Origin of the sequence: Saccharibacillus sp. WB 17 (assembly GCF_008634075.2) — a bacterium.
In the GTDB taxonomy this organism is placed as follows: Bacteria; Bacillota; Bacilli; order Paenibacillales; family Paenibacillaceae; genus Saccharibacillus; species Saccharibacillus brassicae.
In genome coordinates, this window is sequence record NZ_VPFK02000027.1 from 68,993 (window position 1) to 84,665 (window position 15,673).

Genomic DNA, 15,673 nt, shown 5'->3' on the forward strand with positions numbered 1-15,673 from the left:
CGGCTGAGAATAAATGAGAATAGGTGAGAAAATGATGATCAGACCGATTATCGAGTTCTGTGCCAGCAATATGCACCACGGCACGCAGGAGCTGTTCGACAAGCTTGAAGCCAATCCCGAATACGATGTGATCGAATACGGCTGTCTCGGCAACTGCGGGCAATGCGATTTCGGCCCGTATGCGATGGTGAACAGCGATGTCGTCGAAGCGGAGAACGTGGAGGCGCTGGAGAAAGCGATCGAAGCGAAGATGAACGAAGAAGATCCTTGGGCGGCTCTGGATCTGGACTAGGACTAGGGTTCAACGGGAGAGATAGGGGTCGAATTCCGCTTGAATTCGAACATTCGAAATTTTTCGACAAAAAACCGTCCGTGATGTTGACGCTTTCACCGATATGCGATACACTGACAGCAATTCAATAAACCATTAGGCATGTGACTGGTTATGCAGGCAGGACCTAAAACGAATGAATCTCCGGATTCGTGCGTTTTAGGTCCTTTTTTAGTTGAAAAATGGCTGAAACCTTTCATACCGCCTGAAAAAGGAGCATAGATATGGACTACAAACGCACCGCCGCCGACGTGCTGAAGCATGTGGGCGGCAAAGAAAACGTGTCTCATTTCGAGCACTGCTCGACGCGCCTGCGCTTTACGCTGATCGACGACAACAAAGCCGATGTCCCGCAGCTCGAAAGCGTCGCAGGCGTGATCGCGGTCAAAATGGCGAGCCAATGCCAGGTCGTCATCGGCAACGAAGTGCTGGAAGTGTACGAAAAAGTCGTGGACCTGCTCGGTCCGGGCCATGCCGGTGCTTCGTCCGAAGACGGCGGTTCCGCGGCAGGCGGCGGCGACAAGCCGGCGGAGAAAAGAAAATGGGGCGCCGTATTTCTCGATTTCCTGACCGGCGTGTTCGGCCCGCTCGTGCCGGCGATTGCCGGCGGCGGCGTGCTCAAGTCGCTGCTGCTGCTGCTGAGCGTCGCGGGCTGGATCGATTCGGACGGGCAGACGTACAAAATCCTGTTCCAGATCGGCGATGCGCCGCTGTACTTCCTGCCGCTGCTCGTCGCGGTGACGACGGCGAACAAGCTGAAGGTCAGTCCGCTTGTCGCGCTGTCCGCGGTCGGCGCGCTGCTGCTGCCGAGTATGGGCGCGATGCTGGCGGAAGGCTCGCAGCTGTTCGGCCTGACGGTGCGCAATATCGCGTACCCGTACCAGGTGTTCCCGGCCATTCTGACCGTGCTGCTGTACGCGCAGATGGAGAAGCTGTTTACCCGCATCTCGCCGAAGGTCATCCGCGTCTTCTTCGTTCCGATGATGGCGCTCGTCATTACCGTGCCGATCTCGCTTCTGCTGCTCGGGCCGCTCGGCTATACGCTGGGCGAAGGCTTCACTTCGATCATCCTGACGCTGTTCGATACGGTAGGCTGGGTCGCCGTCGCGCTGCTGGCCGCCGTGCTGCCGTTCGTCGTCTCGGTCGGCATGCACAAAGCACTGCTGCCGTACGCGATTGCCACGATGGGATCGGCCGGCAAGGAACTCCTGTATCTGCCGGCTTCGCTGGCGCATAACTCGGCGGAGAGCGGCGCCTGCTTCGCGGTCGCGATCCGCACCAAAGACAGACGCCTGCGCGCAACGGCGATCTCGGCCGGCGTCTCCGCACTGTTCGGCATTACGGAACCGGCGCTGTACGGCGTCACCCTGCAGCACAAAAAAGTGCTGTGGAGCGTCATGGCCGGCTCGCTCGTGGGCGGCGCTTACGTCGGCATCGTCGCGCTGCAGGCGCTGGTGCTCGTCGGACCGGGACTCGCCAGCTTGTCGATGTTTATCGTCGAAGACCTGCCGGGCAATATCGTGAACGCCATTATCGGTCTGCTGATCGCGCTCGCCGCGTCGTTCGCCGCCGCGCTGCTGCTGTTCAAGGACAGCCCGGCCGAAGCCGCCGAAGCCGCCGAAGCCGCCGAAGCCGTACCGGCCGAACCGGCTCCAAGCCGCGCGGCCGAGGAGCAGCGTCAATTCGCGGGCAGCCTGCAGGCCGCCGAGAGGTTCAAAAGTCCGGCGATCGGCGAGCAAATTCCGCTGTCCGACGTGAACGACGAAGTCTTTTCGACCAAAGCGATGGGGGAAGGTCTGGCGATCGTTCCTTCCGTCGGGGAATTGTACGCCCCGGTCGACGGCAGAATCGAAATGGTGTTCGGCAAAAAGCACGCTATTGCCATGAGCACCAATAACGGCGCGGAGCTGCTGTTCCATGTCGGCATCGATACGGTCCGGCTCAAAGGCAAACATTTCGATCCGCAGGTGCAGGCCGGAGATACGGTCAAAGCCGGCGACCTGCTCATGAAATTCGATTACGCACAAATTGCGGCGGAAGGCTACGACCCGGTCGTACTCGCCATCGTCACAAGCAAAGACCGTTACCGGGTCGACGTGGCCAACTTGAAAAAAGTCGGTCGTCACGATACGCTGATGACCGTGACCGCGTTGACCGACTAAACTTACTTTTGGGAGGCAACCAATCATGACAACGCACAAAGGATTTCCGAAAAACTTTATGTGGGGCGGCGCTATCGCCGCCAATCAGGCGGAAGGCGCATGGAACGTGGACGGCAAAGGACCTTCGGTCGCCGACGTGGCCAGCTACAAGCCGCATTTGAGCGTGGAAGACTATGCCGGACACGTCGGCATCTCCACGAAGATGATCGAAGAAGCGATGGCCGATCCAAGCGACCGGGATTACCCGAAACGCCGCGGCATCGATTTTTATCACCGGTACAAGGAAGATCTGGCGTTGTTCGCCGAAATGGGCTTTAAAACGCTGCGCGTCTCGATTGCGTGGAGCCGCATTTTCCCGACCGGCGAAGAAAGCGCACCGAACGAAAAAGGGCTGCAATTTTACGAGAATCTGTTTACCGAAATGAAGCGTCTGCATATCGAACCGATCGTGACTTTGTCCCATTACGAAATGCCGCTTGCGCTCAGCCTCAAATATAACGGTTGGTACGAACGCAAAGTCGTCGACTATTTCGTGGAATTCAGCCGGGTCTGCTTCACGCGGTACAAAAACCTCGTCAAATATTGGCTCACCTTCAACGAAGTGGACAGTATCAACCGCCATCCGTTCACGACGGCGGGCATTATCCCCGACCGCTGCCCGGAAGGGCAGGAAGACCAGGTCGTGTATCAGGCGCTGCACCATCAGCTCGTTGCTTCGGCAATGGTGACCAAAGACTGCCACGAGATCATTCCCGGCAGCCTGATGGGCTGTATGCTGACCAAGCTGACAACGTATCCGAACACATGCAACCCGAACGACGTGGAGATCACGCTTCAGCGCAACCTGAACAATTATTTCTATTCCGACGTGCAGGTGTTCGGCGAATATCCGATTCTGACCGAGCGCATTCTGGCAAGCAAAGGCGTGCACATCCGGATGGAACCGGGCGACCGCGAAGTGCTCAAAGCGCATACCGTCGACTTCGTGTCGTTCAGCTATTACATGTCGCTGACCGAATCGGCGGAAGCCGGCAAGGAACGCACAGCGGGCAATACGATCATGGGCGTCAAAAATCCGTATCTGCCGTCGACCGACTGGGGCTGGCAGATCGATCCGGTCGGTCTGAAAATCTCGCTGATCGAACTGTACGACCGCTACAAAAAGCCGCTGATCATCGTGGAAAACGGTATGGGCGCGGTCGACGAAGTGGCGGAAGACGGTTCGATCCACGACGAGTACCGTATCCAGTATTTCCGCGACCATTTCCGGCAGATGAAAGAAGCGGTGGAAGCCGGCGTCGACCTGTTCGGCTATACGAGCTGGGCGCCGATCGACCTGATCAGCGCTTCCACGTCGCAGATGTCCAAGCGCTACGGCTTCATCTACGTCGATCAGGACGATCTCGGCAACGGCACGCTTGCGCGCAGCCGCAAAGACTCGTTCCACTGGTACAAAAAAGTGATCGAGACCAACGGGGAAGAACTGTAACTGCAGCCGGTCGGCTGCTCCGGTCTTTCCGGCAGGAAGGGGACCCAGATGAGATGATCAAAATCAAAAAAGTGCTGAACTCCAGCGTCGTGCTCGTCGAAGACGATCAAGGCAAAGAATATATCGTTTTCGGCAAAGGCATCGGCTACGGGCAAAAAACGGGCAGTCTAATCGACGAGAACCAGGTCGACCAGACGTTCGTTCCGGTCGAAGACGTCAAAGTCAAAGAATATCTCGGCATGCTGGACGCGATCGAACCCGTCTACGTCGAATTGACGCGGGAGATTATGGCCTATGCCGAACGCAAGCTGCAGACGAAGCTGAATCCCGGCACGTATTTTATGCTGATGGACCATTTGAGCTTCGCCGTCGAACGGTACAAGAAGGACATCAACCTGACGAACAAAGTGTTTTGGGAGATCAAAAATTACTACCCGGAAGAGTTCGAGATCGGCCTGTTCGCGCTGCATCTCATGAACGAACGGCTGGAGCTTGAACTGCCCAAAGAAGAAGCCGCGAATATCGCGTTCCACCTCATCAATGCGCAGGGCGGCAAGTCCGAGTCAAAAGACGGGATGAAATACGCCAAGCTGATCGGCAGCATCGTCAATCTCGTCCGGTATTCGCTGCATATCGATCTGGATACGGAAAATATCCATTACACGCGGTTCATTACGCACGTGAAATTTTTCGTCGAACGCTTCTATTCGGACCGGATGCTGCAAGCCAAAGACGATCTGCTGTTCGAGCAGATCGCCACGCTCTACCCGCAGGCGATGGACGGGGCGTTCAAGATCAAAGCCTACGTGGAGCAGGTACACGGAAAAGTCATTACGAACGACGAACTGACCTATCTGGCGGTGCATATCCATCGCCTGATGTCGTACAACGAGCTGGAGTAGCCGCCGGAAAAAAGTGCGGTTCGTGCAGGGCGGGGCCGGCTCTCAAACGGATCGGAAGCGGAGAATTTTAACGGATCAAGGCGGCACTTGGCGTCCGATTTGCGGGATTTCGTTTCGCCTTTGTATAAGCCCAAGGCTGTTAGCCGGGCAACAAAAAAGAAGCCGTACTCGGTTATCGAGTACGGCTTTTTTGGGCTGGGGAAGTTGTTTTGAGGTTGGGAAAGGATGCTTGGCGCAGGGGAACTTCATGTAGAAACCAAGTGTTCGCCTTTGCTGTCGGGAAATCTCCATTATAAAACCCAATCCAATTTCCTGACAGCAACGAGCGATCGGAATGAAGGTTCCCCGGAGCCTTATGGGCCGGGCGGCGCGAATTGGGTTTCCCGCGTCCGCATAGGACGTTCCGCGCGAACTGAATCTTCCCGTCGGCTCCCCAAAGCCGGATCTTCTACCCCAGATTATGCTTCGACATCCACAGGACGCCGCTCTTGAGCATGCGCGGTACGCGGCCGGTAATCGACGTATCGCCGATCACGTTCAGGCCGAAGCCGGCTTTCTGGCCGAGGGAACCGAGCATGCCTTTGAGCTTCATCGGCTTGAGCTTCGGCTTCTCGTTTTTCCAGAAGGCGAGCAGCACATGGGCGATCTGCTCGCCCTGCGCTTCGGCCGCCTGGGCGCTCGGAGCGAACTCCAGGCTGGCGCAGTCGCCGCAGACGAACACTTCCGGGTACGTCTCGATCTGCGAATATTCGTTGATCACGACGCGGCCCGAACGGTCTTTGGTGACGTTCATGTTCTGCACGACGTCGACCGGCTGGATGCCGGCCGTCCAGACGACGGCATCGGTGTGCATCAGTTCGTCGCCGTTGTAGAGCGCGTCCTGCTCCACGCGGCTGATCGAGACTTTGTGGCACACTTCGACGTCGTGTTTCTTGAACCAGTCCTGCACGTAGCGCGAGATGCGCGGCTGATACGACGAGAGCAGGCGCTCGCCGCGGTCGAGCAGCGTGATCCGCAGATCGTGCCGGCTCTCGCGCAGTTCGGCCGCCAGTTCGATGCCGCTGAGGCCGCCGCCGACGATATGCACGTGGGCGGAAGGCTTCAGGCTGCTGAGCTTGTCGTTCGTGCGGCGCGAAGCGTGCAGCGACTGGATGCTGTACGTGAATTCGTCCGCGCCAGGGACGCCGTGGTAATTGTCGGTGCAGCCGAGCGCGACGACCAGCTGGTCGTAAGGAACCGGCTCGTCGTTTTGCAGCAGCACTTTTTTATTTTCCAGATCGATCTGCTCCACCGTACCGAAATGCTTCGTGATCCGGGGATGGTTCGGGAACGCGATCCGCAGCTTGTGGTCGGACACGGTTCCCGCCGCCAGCGCGTAATATTCCGTTTTGAGTCCCATAAAAGGAAGCCGATCGATCAGCGTCACGTTCACGTCCGAAGGAAGATTTTCCGAAAGGGTATCGAGAATGGTCAGGCCGCCGTAGCCCCCGCCGAGAATAACGAGATTTTTCATATCAGATCTCCTTAGTGTGTGGATTGGTCGAGCTGCCGGCGCGAAGCCTCTACTCGTACACTTCGACTTCGTTGTAGAACGTATCGCGTTCTACCGGGATGCGGCCCGCTCCCTTGATCAACCAGATCAGTTCCTTGCGCGTCAAGCCTTCCGGAGTCAGTGCACCCGCGGCGTGGCTGATCCGTTCCTTGACGATGGTGCCGTGCGCGTCCGAAGCTCCGAACGTCAGCGCCATCTGCGTCAGCTGCGTGCCGATATTGATAAAGTACGCTTTGATATGATCGATGTTGTCGAGCATCAAACGGCTGATCGCGATCGTCTTGAGATCTTCGTAGGCCGAGTTGCGGCGCATAATGCTGGCATTGCGGCTCTTGGGCTGCATGGACAGCGGAATGAACACCATGAATCCGTTCGTCTCGTCCTGAAGCTCGCGGATCTGGATCATGTGGTTGATGCGGTCTTCGTGGCTCTCGATCGAACCGTACAGCATCGTCGTGTGCGTGCGCATGCCGATTTTGTGGGCGGTGCGGTGCACTTCGAGATACCGGTCCACGTTCGCTTTGTCGACGCGCATTTTCTGGCGGTATTCGTCGGAGAGAATCTCCGCGCCGCCGCCGGTCAGCGATTTGAGGCCCGCGCCCTGGAGCGCGCGCAGCACTTCTTCGATCGACAGACCGCTGATGCGGGTGAAGAAGTCGATCTCCGCCGCCGTATAAGCTTTGATCGTCACTTCCGGGAAACGCTCGTTCAGCGCGGCCAGGGAATCGACGTAGTATTGGAACGGCACGTTGTTGTTATGGCCGCCGACGATATGGAACTCGCGCACGCCCGGCGTAATGTTCTCTTCGACGTAGCGGACCATTTCGTTGCCGCTCAGCGTGTACGAACCTTCTTCGCCCTCGTCTTTGCGGAAGTTGCAGAACGCGCAGTGCGCTTCGCAGACGTTGGTGAAGTACAGGCTCATATTTTCGATAAAATAGACCTTTTTGCCGTTCTTGCGCAGGTTGACTTCGTTGGCCAACTGGCCGATCGTCAAAATATCTTCGCTCTGATATAAATAAACGCCGTCTTCCAAGCTCAAACGCTGCCCGTTGTGAACCTTCTCGGCGATTTCGGCCATGCGCTTATCCATGGTGGGATTGATGATCGTAGACATTTTGTAAGAACCTCCTCGTTGATCCCGAGGCGGCGCTACCGCACCGGAACGGGCCGGACCGAATAGGACCGGAATACTGGACAGACAACAAAAACATAGCCGCACGCGGCGGCCGCTATCTTGCTGAAACGGACAAGCCGTTTCTGAAAGTGTGAAAAAAGTTACATCGGTAGGCCGACAAGCATTCTTTACATCTTCGTGTCGAAATTCCGAAAATTTAAAGAGTCATTCTGTACCCATTATAAACCTACTCGGGAAACGGGGCAATACGGGACGTTTTACGCCTATCGGTCCTGGGCAGGCGGCACGGGCCTCTTGATCAAGCCGCGCAAGGCCCGCCCGAAATGCTTGAGTCGCGCGGCCCGGAGGCGTATAATGTAGGGAGATCAGCGTAAAGGAGGAAAAACCATGATCGAAATCACGGAATCGGCCGCTTCGCGCATCAAAGGGATGTTGGAGCAGCAGGAGACGCCGGGCATGTTTCTTCGTTTGGGCGTAGCCAGCGGAGGCTGCAGCGGTTTTTCGTACGCAATGGGCTTTGACAACGAGGAGTCCGATGCGGACGACGTCTACATGAATATACAGGATATCAAATTGGTCGTATCCAAAGAGGACCTGAAATACCTCAACGGCCTGCAGGTGGATTTTGAAGAGTCCGGCATGAGCGGGGGCTTCACCATCTTCAACCCGAATGCGGTCGCGACCTGCGGCTGCGGTTCTTCGTTCCGTACGCGGGAAGAAGACGAGACGCTGGCCCAGCCCTGCGACTAAGCGGCGGACCTACGGCATGAATGTTTGCACGAAGCTTTCAGCTTGGATGCCATTTCCGGGTTGGGAGCTTTTTTTGGTACGGCGGCAGCGCCGGACCTTTTATCGGATCGCGGAGAGTGCCGGGCAGGCGGGCGTCTTCCGCGATCGATTCTGTACAGGAGGAATAAGCCATGAAATCCGTTACCGTAGAAAATGTCGTCCAAGCGCTCAAGCTCGAAGTGCTGTCCGGAGCCGACCGGCTCGACCGCGAGATTACCCGTCCCAAAGCCCACCGCCCCGGCCTGGAATTCGTGGGCTATTTCGAGTATTTTCCGATGAATCGGGTGCAGGTACTGGGCCGCAAAGAAATCACGTACCTGCTCCAGCAGAGCGTCGAAGAACGCAAACTGCATATCGGCAATATCGTCAAATACCATCCGCCGTGCTTTATCGTGACGACGGGCCAGCAGGAGATCCCGTTTCTGGAAATGTTCTGCGATCAGGAAGGCATCCCGCTGCTGCGGACGCCCGAGAAGACGACCGAGTTCCTCACCAAGCTCGACGGCTACCTGCTGAAGGCGCTGGCGCCGGAGATGTCGATCCACGGCGTATGCATCAACGTCTCGGGGATCGGCGTCCTGCTGCGCGGGCGTTCGGGCATCGGCAAGAGCGAGACGGCGCACACGCTGATCGGCCGCGGCCACCGCTTCGTGGCGGACGACGTAGTCGTGCTCAAAAAGCTCGGCCCGTCCACGCTGCTCGGCACGCACAATACGATTACGCGGGAGTTTCTGGCGCTGCGCAGCATCGGGCTGATCAACGTCGTACGCCAGTACGGACGCACCGCGTTCCAGGACGAGACGCGTATCGTGCTCGATATCGAACTGACGCCGTGGGAAGACAAAGCGCTGAACAACGATCTGGAAGTGGCGGATCAGTTCACCGAATATCTCGGTGTCCAAATTCCGCATATCGAGATTCAGCTGCAGCCCGGCCGCGATACGTCGGGGCTGATCGAAGCGGCGGCGAACAACTGGTACTTGAAGCAGCTCGGGTACAGCGCGGCGGAAGAGTTTATGGGCCGGCTGGAAGAAGGCGCGGAGTGACTGTTTGCACGGGCTCGCCGATTTCCGCTTTTCGCTCGGACTCGTTTTCCTCCCCTCTGATTGGATAAAAGATTCAGCGGAAGGGGAGGAAAGCCGAAAGTCGCTCAAATCGGAAATCGGCTCGCCTGCTGCAAAAGTCGCTCCAGTGATAAAAGATAAAAGATAAAAGATAAGATCAAGAGATAAGATCAAGAGATAAGATCAAGAGAGTATACAAAAAGGCTGCCCTTCGCATTGCGAATTGGGCAGCTTTTTGGGTTTAGGGCTTGGAAGGAAGAAAAGGCCGCGGGAAGCAGCCGGTCAACAGGCACTGCCAGTCAGGATTAACCGAGCAAAGTCCGGTCGTCGGCCATTTTCTTGCCGCTGATCCGTTCGAATTCGCTCATCAGGCGCTCGACGGTCAGATGCTGCTTGTCGGCTTCGCCGATATCGAGGATGATGCGGCCTTTGTCCATCATCACGAGGCGGTTGCCGAGCCGGATCGCCTGCTCCATATTGTGCGTGACCATCAGGGTGGTCAGGTTCATGTCGCGGACGATCTCGTCGGTCAGCGAAGTGATCAGTTCCGCGCGCGAAGGATCGAGCGCGGCGGTATGTTCGTCGAGCAGCAGAATCTGCGGACGCGTGAACGTCGCCATGAGCAGGCTCAGCGCCTGGCGCTCGCCGCCGGACAGCAGGCCGACCTTGGCGCTCAGCCGGTTCTCCAGCCCGATGCCGAGGCGGCTCAGTTCGGCCTTGAAGATTTTGCGCCGGGCGCTGCTGACGCCAAGCGAGAAGCCGCGGCGCTTGCCGCGCAGGTAAGCCATCGCCAGATTCTCTTCGATGGTCATGCGCGGGGCCGTGCCGGCCATCGGGTCCTGGAAGACGCGGCCGATCCAGCGGCTGCGCCGGTGTTCGGGCAGGGCGGTCACGGAGCGGTCGCCGATCCGGATCTCGCCGGTATCGGGCTTCATGACGCCGGAGATCATGTTCATCAGCGTCGATTTGCCCGCGCCGTTGCTGCCGATGACGGTGACGAAGTCGCCCGGCTTCAGGTTCAGCTCGATGCCGATCAGCGCGATTTTCTCGTCGATGGTACCGGAATTGAACAGTTTGGAGACGTTCGATACGTGCAGCATCAGCGGTCACCTCCCGCGGTCTCGAACGATTTGAGCAGTTCGGCGGAGCGCCGCTTGGCGGCGCCGCGCTGCTTGATCGAGCTGCGCACCGTCGGGAAGACGAGCGCGATAATGACGATAATCGCCGTAATGAGCTTGAGGTCGGACGTCTCGAAGCCTTTGATTTGCAGCGCCAGCGAGATGACGATCCGGTACACGACCGAGCCGAGCACGACGGCAAGCGTCGCGCGGAAGACGGTCTTGGCGCCGAACAGCGCTTCGCCGATAATGACCGAAGCGAGGCCGATAACGATCATGCCGATGCCCGACGTGGCGTCCGCGAACGAAGACTGCTGCGCGATCAGCGCGCCGGACAATGCGACCAGACCGTTCGAGAGGCTGATGCCGAGAATGGTCGTGTTATCGGTATTGGCGCCGAAGCTGCGGATCATGCGCTTGTTGTCGCCGGTCGCGCGCAGCGACAGGCCGATGTCCGTCTTGAGGAACGCGTCGAGCGCGAGCTTGAAGATCAGCACGAGCGCGATCATGAACGGAAACGGGGAAAAGGTGCCGAGCACCGTCTCCTCGCCCATGATCGACACGTTCGGGCTGCCGAGAATGCGCAGGTTGATCGAATACAGGGCGATCATCATCAGGATGCCGGACAGCAATCCGTTGATCTTGCCTTTGGTATGCAGCAGGCCGGTGCAGGCACCTGCGGCCATACCGGCCAGAATCGCCGTCAGCGAAGCGATCCACGGCGAGATGCCGTGCGAGATCATGACGGCGGCGGTGGCGGCTCCCGTCGTGAAGCTGCCGTCCACCGTCAGATCGGGGAAGTCGAGAATGCGGAACGTGATGTATACGCCGAGCGCCATCAGGGCGTAGAGCAGTCCCAGATAGATGGCGCCGGGCATCGAGCCGACGAAGTTTTCGAACATGGATGACGCCTCCTAGGCAAAAGGGTAGGGACAAGCGGTTGGAGCGAACGCGGCGCCGCGCCAAGCAAAACGGGATGAAGCGAAAGCTCATCCCGTTTCGATTCGGCCGGATCTCCGGCTCTTTTCCAGGCGCCGTCCGGTTATTGAATGATGTTGTTATCCGGGTCCTGAACTTTGCCCTTCATGCCGTCCGTCACCGTGATGCCCTGCGCTTCGGCGGCTTTCAAGTTGAGAATCAGATCAAGCTTCTCCTGCATGGCGACCGGAAGGTCGGCCGGCTTCTTGCCGTTCTTGAGAATGTCGGCGGCCATTTCGCCTACCTGGTAGCCGTGGTCGTAATACTTGAAGCCGACGGTCGCGAACGCGCCTTTCTCTACCGTGTCGCGGTCGCTGGAGAAGAACGGCAGCTTGTTGTCGTTCGCGATCTTGATGATCGTGTCGACGGCGCTGACGACGGTGTTGTCGAGCGTGATGTACAGCGCATCCACCTGGCCGACGAGCGATTGCGCCGCCTGCTGCACTTCGGACGTGTTCGTGACGGCCGCTTTGACCAGCTTGATGCCGTGCGCGCCGAATTCCTGCTCCGCGCGTTCCGCCATGACGACGGCGTTCGGTTCGCCTTCGTTGAGCACGAGGCCCACGCTTTTGACGTCCGGCATCTCGGCGGCGATAAAGTCCGCCAGCTGCTTGATCGCTTCCGGATTCGTATCCGAAGCTCCCGTGACGTTGGCGCCCGGCTTGTCCATGCTGGCGACGATTTTGGCGCTGACCGGATCGGTCACGGCCGCGAACAGCACCGGCGTTTCTTTGACCTGCGCGGCGACGGCCTGGGCCGAAGGCGTGGCGATCGCCAGCACCAGGTCGTTTTTGACGCCGGCCAGCTTCTGCGCGATCGACAGATTGTTGGTCGAATCGCCCTGCGCGTTGTTGTAATCGAGCGTCAGGTTCTCTCCTTCGACGATGCCTTCTTCCTTGAGGGCGGCGATGAAGCCTTCCCGCGTCGCGTCGAGCGAAGGGTGTTCCACGATTTGCGAAATCGCGATTTTGTACGTTTTGGCGTCGGGCGCGGCGGCCGTGCCGTCTCCCGCGGAACCGGCCGCCGGGTCGGCGGTTTGGCTGCAGCCGGCAAGGGCGACGAGGGACAGGGTCAAAGCAAGCGGAAGCCATTTCTTTTTCAACATAAAGCGTGAACCCCTCTCTGGAACTGTTGTCGGAACCGGACGCCTTCTTTTAATGAAAGACCGCGAGCCCGCATTGTTGCTTTCGTGCGAGAACGTGTCAAAGCGGACGGGTGCGCGAAAACGGTCGGCGAATGTTTTCTCCTATCTTACGTTGCGCATTTGCCGTCAGTCAATCCGAAATCGTTTCTTTGTTAAAATAAAAAAACGACCCGTTCCCGAAATCGGCGATGATTTCGAAAACGAATCGTTTTTTGGGAACGCGACCGGTTACGGACGGCGATATCCGCCGGCCATGCCGGCTCCGTGCCGGTCGACCATGCTGACGAGCAGCAGGACCGCCGCGACCCAATGGCCGAACATGCCCACGACCGGCACCGAAAAGAGCAGGCAGGTCACGATTCCCGCAGCCGATCCGTAGAACGACTGCCGGTGCTGCAGCGACATCGCAAGGGTAACGGCGTGCAGGGCGAACATGACCGCGGAGATTCCCCAACCGCTTCCCATGACGACCATGCCGCCGAGAAGCGGGAGGCCGAGGACAAGCTCGAACAAACCGCTGATTCCTTTGAATGTGCGTGCGAGCACCATATGATACTCCCCCAGATTCCTTATGTGTTTAAAAGTAAGAACACCGTATAATACCCATTCGGCGCACTTTCGAAACACGCGTGATCCGGTTCACCGCACTCCCATCATGATCCAATTCAAGTAATCGCCCGGCGCGGCCCCGGACAGCTGCCACTGCACGATGGCGATGACCGCCAGATGGCCCGGATAGAAAGCCCGCCACAGCCAGCGCGGCAGCCGGATCTCGGTCTTCGCTTCCGGCGCCGCCGAGTGGAGGCCCGCCAGAAACAGCGTCGTCGCGACGCTGAAGAACTGGATGACGCCCTGGAACAAAAACACGTACAGCACGTTCAGCGCCAGATGGCCGCCCAGCATCCCCCACGGATTCGGCATATACCGGTAGATCAGCACCAGCAGCACGCCGTACGTTCCGTAATCGAACTGCAGCGCCTCCATCGGCCAGAACGTGAGCGCGACGAGCAGCAGCCCGACGGCCCACTGCAGACCGGCCTGGCCTTTGAAACGATCGATCGCCATCACGATCAGCAGCGCGATCAGCAGCGTGCCGATCACGTTCACGCCGCTCGTGAGAAACGTCAGCATGTAAGGGAGCTGCGACAGCAGCGCGAGCCCGAGCAGCCGCAGTACGTACCGGTTCGGGCTGCGCGTGCGCCGGTAGCCGACGACCAGCAGATAACAATAGATCGGAAAAGCGATTCGTCCGACGATACGCATCCAGCGCTCGTCCGGGAAAAAGACCGCTCCCAGATGGTCGATCAGCATCGTGATCATGGCAATCAACTGCATCGCTTAAGGCTCCTTTCGTCCGCTACAGGAATTTGTCCTGCACGCTCCACCAAGTCAGCGTCAGGCAGACGATCAGAAACACGGCAAAAGCGATAACGGGACCGAAGCGTTTTTCTTTCCAAAACTTGATGCCGAGCATGACCATAAATACGGCAATCATCAACAGAATGATCACTTCGGCAATCGAGATGACCCAGTATAGACCGCTCGCGAAATTCTCCACGGAGGTTCCTCCTCGTAAATGATAAAAACGGGTAAGCCTTACTTCAACCTTGGAAGCCGGGAAATGAGATTTGTCACGTTCGTTCCCATCATACCATGCGAAGCGCATCCGGAAGCAATCGCGCCACTGCGCGCAGCGGGATCTTCACATCCGCAGCCGTCCAAGGCGTCGGTTAAGCGTCTTTTACCCTTATTATACACAAGACGCACACGGGAAAAGAGGACCGAAAAAGCGGCGAAAAGCCGACAAAAAGCCCGTCATGCCAGGCGCCGCGGCGCTTTGAGGCATAACGGGCAGGAATATGTCGATTTTGTGGATAATTACCGCTTCATGTTGCTGCTGTGGCCCGGGGAGAGCTTGGCGTCCGGATCGAAGTACACTTTGGCGTTGTTCACGGCGGTCGGCGCTTCGCCGAATCCGACCGCGATCAGCTTCAGCTTGCCCGGATACGTCGTCACGTCGCCCGCGGCGAAGATGCCCGGGATGCTCGTCTCCATGCGCGTATCGACCACGATCGAATGGCTCTGGATCTCGATGCCCCATTCGGAGATCGGACCGAGCGAGGAGACGAAGCCGAAGTTCACGATCACGTCGTCGACTTCGATTTCCTGCGTCTCCTGCGTCTTGACGTTCGAGAGGACGACGCGCTCGATGCGCTCTTCGCCGATCAGCTCCGTGATCTCGGTCGGCGTCACGATGTTGACTTTGGACGCCATCAGGTTCTCGACGCTGTGTTCGTGCGCGCGGAACTTGTCGCGGCGGTGGATCAGCGTCACCTGCTCGGCGATCGGCTCCAGCATGAGCGCCCAATCGACCGCGGAATCGCCGCCGCCGCTCAGCAGCACTTTGCGGCCCGCAAACCGGCTCAGGTCGCTGACGAAATAGTGCAGGTTGCGGCCTTCATAACGCTCCGCGCCTTCCAGCGCCAGGCGGCGCGGTTCGAAAGCGCCGACGCCCGCGGTGATGATGACGGACTTGGCGTAGTGGACGCCTTTGTCGGTCGTGACCTTGAAGCGCTGCTCGTCTTCCTTGTCGACGGACACCACTTTTTCTTCCAGGCAAATTTCCTGATCGAAATGATTCATCTGCGTGACAAGCTGGTTAACCAATTCCTGTGCGGTCACTTTCGGGAAACCGGCTACGTCGTAAATGTATTTTTCGGGATAGAGCGCGGCCAACTGCCCGCCAAGCTGAGGCATGCTCTCGATCAGCTTCACGGACGCCTGACGCATTCCCCCGTAAAAAGCGGCGAACAAACCGGCGGGACCGCCGCCGATAATTAAAATATCGGCTATATTGTCGCCGTTATGGATCTCTGTCACTGGATAAGCACCTCCGAAGGTATGAATCGTTATGAATCTATCGAAATGAAATGGTTTTTTGCAATCTCACTCATTATAAACTCGTTTTTCACCGGATTGCAAAGCGAATTCCCGGCTTTTTTCGCT

General features: G+C 58.1%; 15 protein-coding genes. 6 read left to right on the plus strand and 9 right to left on the minus strand.

Annotated elements, in window-relative coordinates; genetic code table 11:
• Positions 1–34 precede the first annotated feature (34 nt).
• The 4 genes from FTE24_RS15125 to FTE24_RS15140 all read left to right on the plus strand — a co-directional run bounded on the left by FTE24_RS15125 (position 35) and on the right by FTE24_RS15140 (position 4,884).
• Positions 35–292, plus strand: coding sequence for a YuzB family protein (locus FTE24_RS15125; protein WP_150232748.1), 258 nt, complete (start codon positions 35–37; stop codon positions 290–292).
• 263 nt (positions 293–555) lie between these two features.
• A complete protein-coding gene (locus tag FTE24_RS15130; protein ID WP_150232750.1) occupies positions 556–2,493 on the plus strand; it encodes a beta-glucoside-specific PTS transporter subunit IIABC in 1,938 nt (645 codons plus the stop codon).
• 25 nt (positions 2,494–2,518) lie between these two features.
• Complete coding sequence (locus FTE24_RS15135; protein ID WP_150232752.1) at positions 2,519–3,982, plus strand: glycoside hydrolase family 1 protein; 1,464 nt, start codon at positions 2,519–2,521, stop codon at positions 3,980–3,982.
• Between the two features lie 53 nt (positions 3,983–4,035).
• A complete protein-coding gene (locus FTE24_RS15140; RefSeq protein WP_141447094.1) occupies positions 4,036–4,884 on the plus strand; it encodes a PRD domain-containing protein in 849 nt (282 codons plus the stop codon).
• Positions 4,885–5,332: 448 nt separating this feature from the next.
• On the opposite strand, the gene FTE24_RS15145 is transcribed toward FTE24_RS15140, so the two are convergent.
• Together FTE24_RS15145 and mqnE are read right to left on the minus strand one after the other, a co-directional pair.
• On the minus strand, positions 5,333–6,397 hold the full coding sequence (locus FTE24_RS15145) for an NAD(P)/FAD-dependent oxidoreductase (RefSeq protein ID WP_141447093.1): 1,065 nt from the start codon (positions 6,395–6,397) through the stop codon (positions 5,333–5,335).
• 49 nt (positions 6,398–6,446) lie between these two features.
• Positions 6,447–7,553 carry an aminofutalosine synthase MqnE gene (gene mqnE, locus FTE24_RS15150; protein ID WP_150232754.1) on the minus strand — a complete coding sequence of 369 codons (1,107 nt, stop codon included), beginning with the start codon at positions 7,551–7,553 and terminating at the stop codon, positions 6,447–6,449.
• Positions 7,554–7,961: 408 nt separating this feature from the next.
• Between mqnE and FTE24_RS15155 the strand changes: the two genes are divergently transcribed.
• On the plus strand, positions 7,962–8,324 hold the full coding sequence (locus FTE24_RS15155; RefSeq protein WP_141447089.1) for a HesB/IscA family protein: 363 nt from the start codon (positions 7,962–7,964) through the stop codon (positions 8,322–8,324).
• Positions 8,325–8,494: 170 nt separating this feature from the next.
• Positions 8,495–9,409: an HPr(Ser) kinase/phosphatase gene (gene hprK, locus FTE24_RS15160; RefSeq protein WP_150232756.1), complete on the plus strand. Its 915-nt coding sequence runs from the start codon at positions 8,495–8,497 to the stop codon at positions 9,407–9,409.
• A 323-nt stretch (positions 9,410–9,732) separates the two neighbouring features.
• Here the strand turns inward: hprK and FTE24_RS15165 are convergent, their stop codons facing one another.
• From FTE24_RS15165 to FTE24_RS15195, 7 genes are all read right to left on the minus strand, one after another.
• A complete protein-coding gene (locus tag FTE24_RS15165) occupies positions 9,733–10,527 on the minus strand; it encodes an ABC transporter ATP-binding protein (RefSeq protein ID WP_141447084.1) in 795 nt (264 codons plus the stop codon).
• Positions 10,527–11,447, minus strand: a complete 921-nt coding sequence (locus FTE24_RS15170; RefSeq protein ID WP_141447083.1) for an ABC transporter permease — start codon at positions 11,445–11,447, stop codon at positions 10,527–10,529. The genes FTE24_RS15165 and FTE24_RS15170 overlap by 1 nt, the downstream gene beginning before the upstream one ends.
• Before the next feature lie 140 nt (positions 11,448–11,587).
• Positions 11,588–12,628, minus strand: a complete 1,041-nt coding sequence (locus tag FTE24_RS15175) for an ABC transporter substrate-binding protein (protein ID WP_150232758.1) — start codon at positions 12,626–12,628, stop codon at positions 11,588–11,590.
• A gap of 267 nt (positions 12,629–12,895) precedes the next feature.
• Positions 12,896–13,216, minus strand: coding sequence for a hypothetical protein (locus FTE24_RS15180; RefSeq protein ID WP_150232760.1), 321 nt, complete (start codon positions 13,214–13,216; stop codon positions 12,896–12,898).
• Between the two features lie 90 nt (positions 13,217–13,306).
• Positions 13,307–14,002, minus strand: coding sequence for a TraX family protein (locus FTE24_RS15185; protein ID WP_150232762.1), 696 nt, complete (start codon positions 14,000–14,002; stop codon positions 13,307–13,309).
• 22 nt (positions 14,003–14,024) lie between these two features.
• Positions 14,025–14,225: a hypothetical protein gene (locus FTE24_RS15190; protein WP_141447076.1), complete on the minus strand. Its 201-nt coding sequence runs from the start codon at positions 14,223–14,225 to the stop codon at positions 14,025–14,027.
• A gap of 320 nt (positions 14,226–14,545) precedes the next feature.
• Positions 14,546–15,547 (minus strand): NAD(P)/FAD-dependent oxidoreductase, encoded by a 1,002-nt coding sequence (locus FTE24_RS15195; protein ID WP_141447075.1) that lies wholly within the window; start codon positions 15,545–15,547, stop codon positions 14,546–14,548.
• Positions 15,548–15,673 lie beyond the last annotated feature (126 nt).

Excerpts from the sequence above, each read along its gene's own strand:
- FTE24_RS15125 (WP_150232748.1), top strand. The coding sequence starts at position 35 with ATGATCAGACCGATTATCGAGTTCTGTGCCAGCAATATGCACCACGGC.
- FTE24_RS15145 (WP_141447093.1), bottom strand. The coding sequence starts at position 6,397 with ATGAAAAATCTCGTTATTCTCGGCGGGGGCTACGGCGGCCTGACCATT.
- FTE24_RS15155 (WP_141447089.1), top strand. The coding sequence starts at position 7,962 with ATGATCGAAATCACGGAATCGGCCGCTTCGCGCATCAAAGGGATGTTG.
- FTE24_RS15130 (WP_150232750.1), top strand. The coding sequence starts at position 556 with ATGGACTACAAACGCACCGCCGCCGACGTGCTGAAGCATGTGGGCGGC.
- FTE24_RS15175 (WP_150232758.1), bottom strand. The coding sequence starts at position 12,628 with ATGTTGAAAAAGAAATGGCTTCCGCTTGCTTTGACCCTGTCCCTCGTC.
- FTE24_RS15185 (WP_150232762.1), bottom strand. The coding sequence starts at position 14,002 with ATGCAGTTGATTGCCATGATCACGATGCTGATCGACCATCTGGGAGCG.
- mqnE (WP_150232754.1), bottom strand. The coding sequence starts at position 7,553 with ATGTCTACGATCATCAATCCCACCATGGATAAGCGCATGGCCGAAATC.
- FTE24_RS15165 (WP_141447084.1), bottom strand. The coding sequence starts at position 10,527 with ATGCTGCACGTATCGAACGTCTCCAAACTGTTCAATTCCGGTACCATC.
- FTE24_RS15135 (WP_150232752.1), top strand. The coding sequence starts at position 2,519 with ATGACAACGCACAAAGGATTTCCGAAAAACTTTATGTGGGGCGGCGCT.
- FTE24_RS15140 (WP_141447094.1), top strand. The coding sequence starts at position 4,036 with ATGATCAAAATCAAAAAAGTGCTGAACTCCAGCGTCGTGCTCGTCGAA.
- hprK (WP_150232756.1), top strand. The coding sequence starts at position 8,495 with ATGAAATCCGTTACCGTAGAAAATGTCGTCCAAGCGCTCAAGCTCGAA.
- FTE24_RS15180 (WP_150232760.1), bottom strand. The coding sequence starts at position 13,216 with ATGGTGCTCGCACGCACATTCAAAGGAATCAGCGGTTTGTTCGAGCTT.
- FTE24_RS15170 (WP_141447083.1), bottom strand. The coding sequence starts at position 11,447 with ATGTTCGAAAACTTCGTCGGCTCGATGCCCGGCGCCATCTATCTGGGA.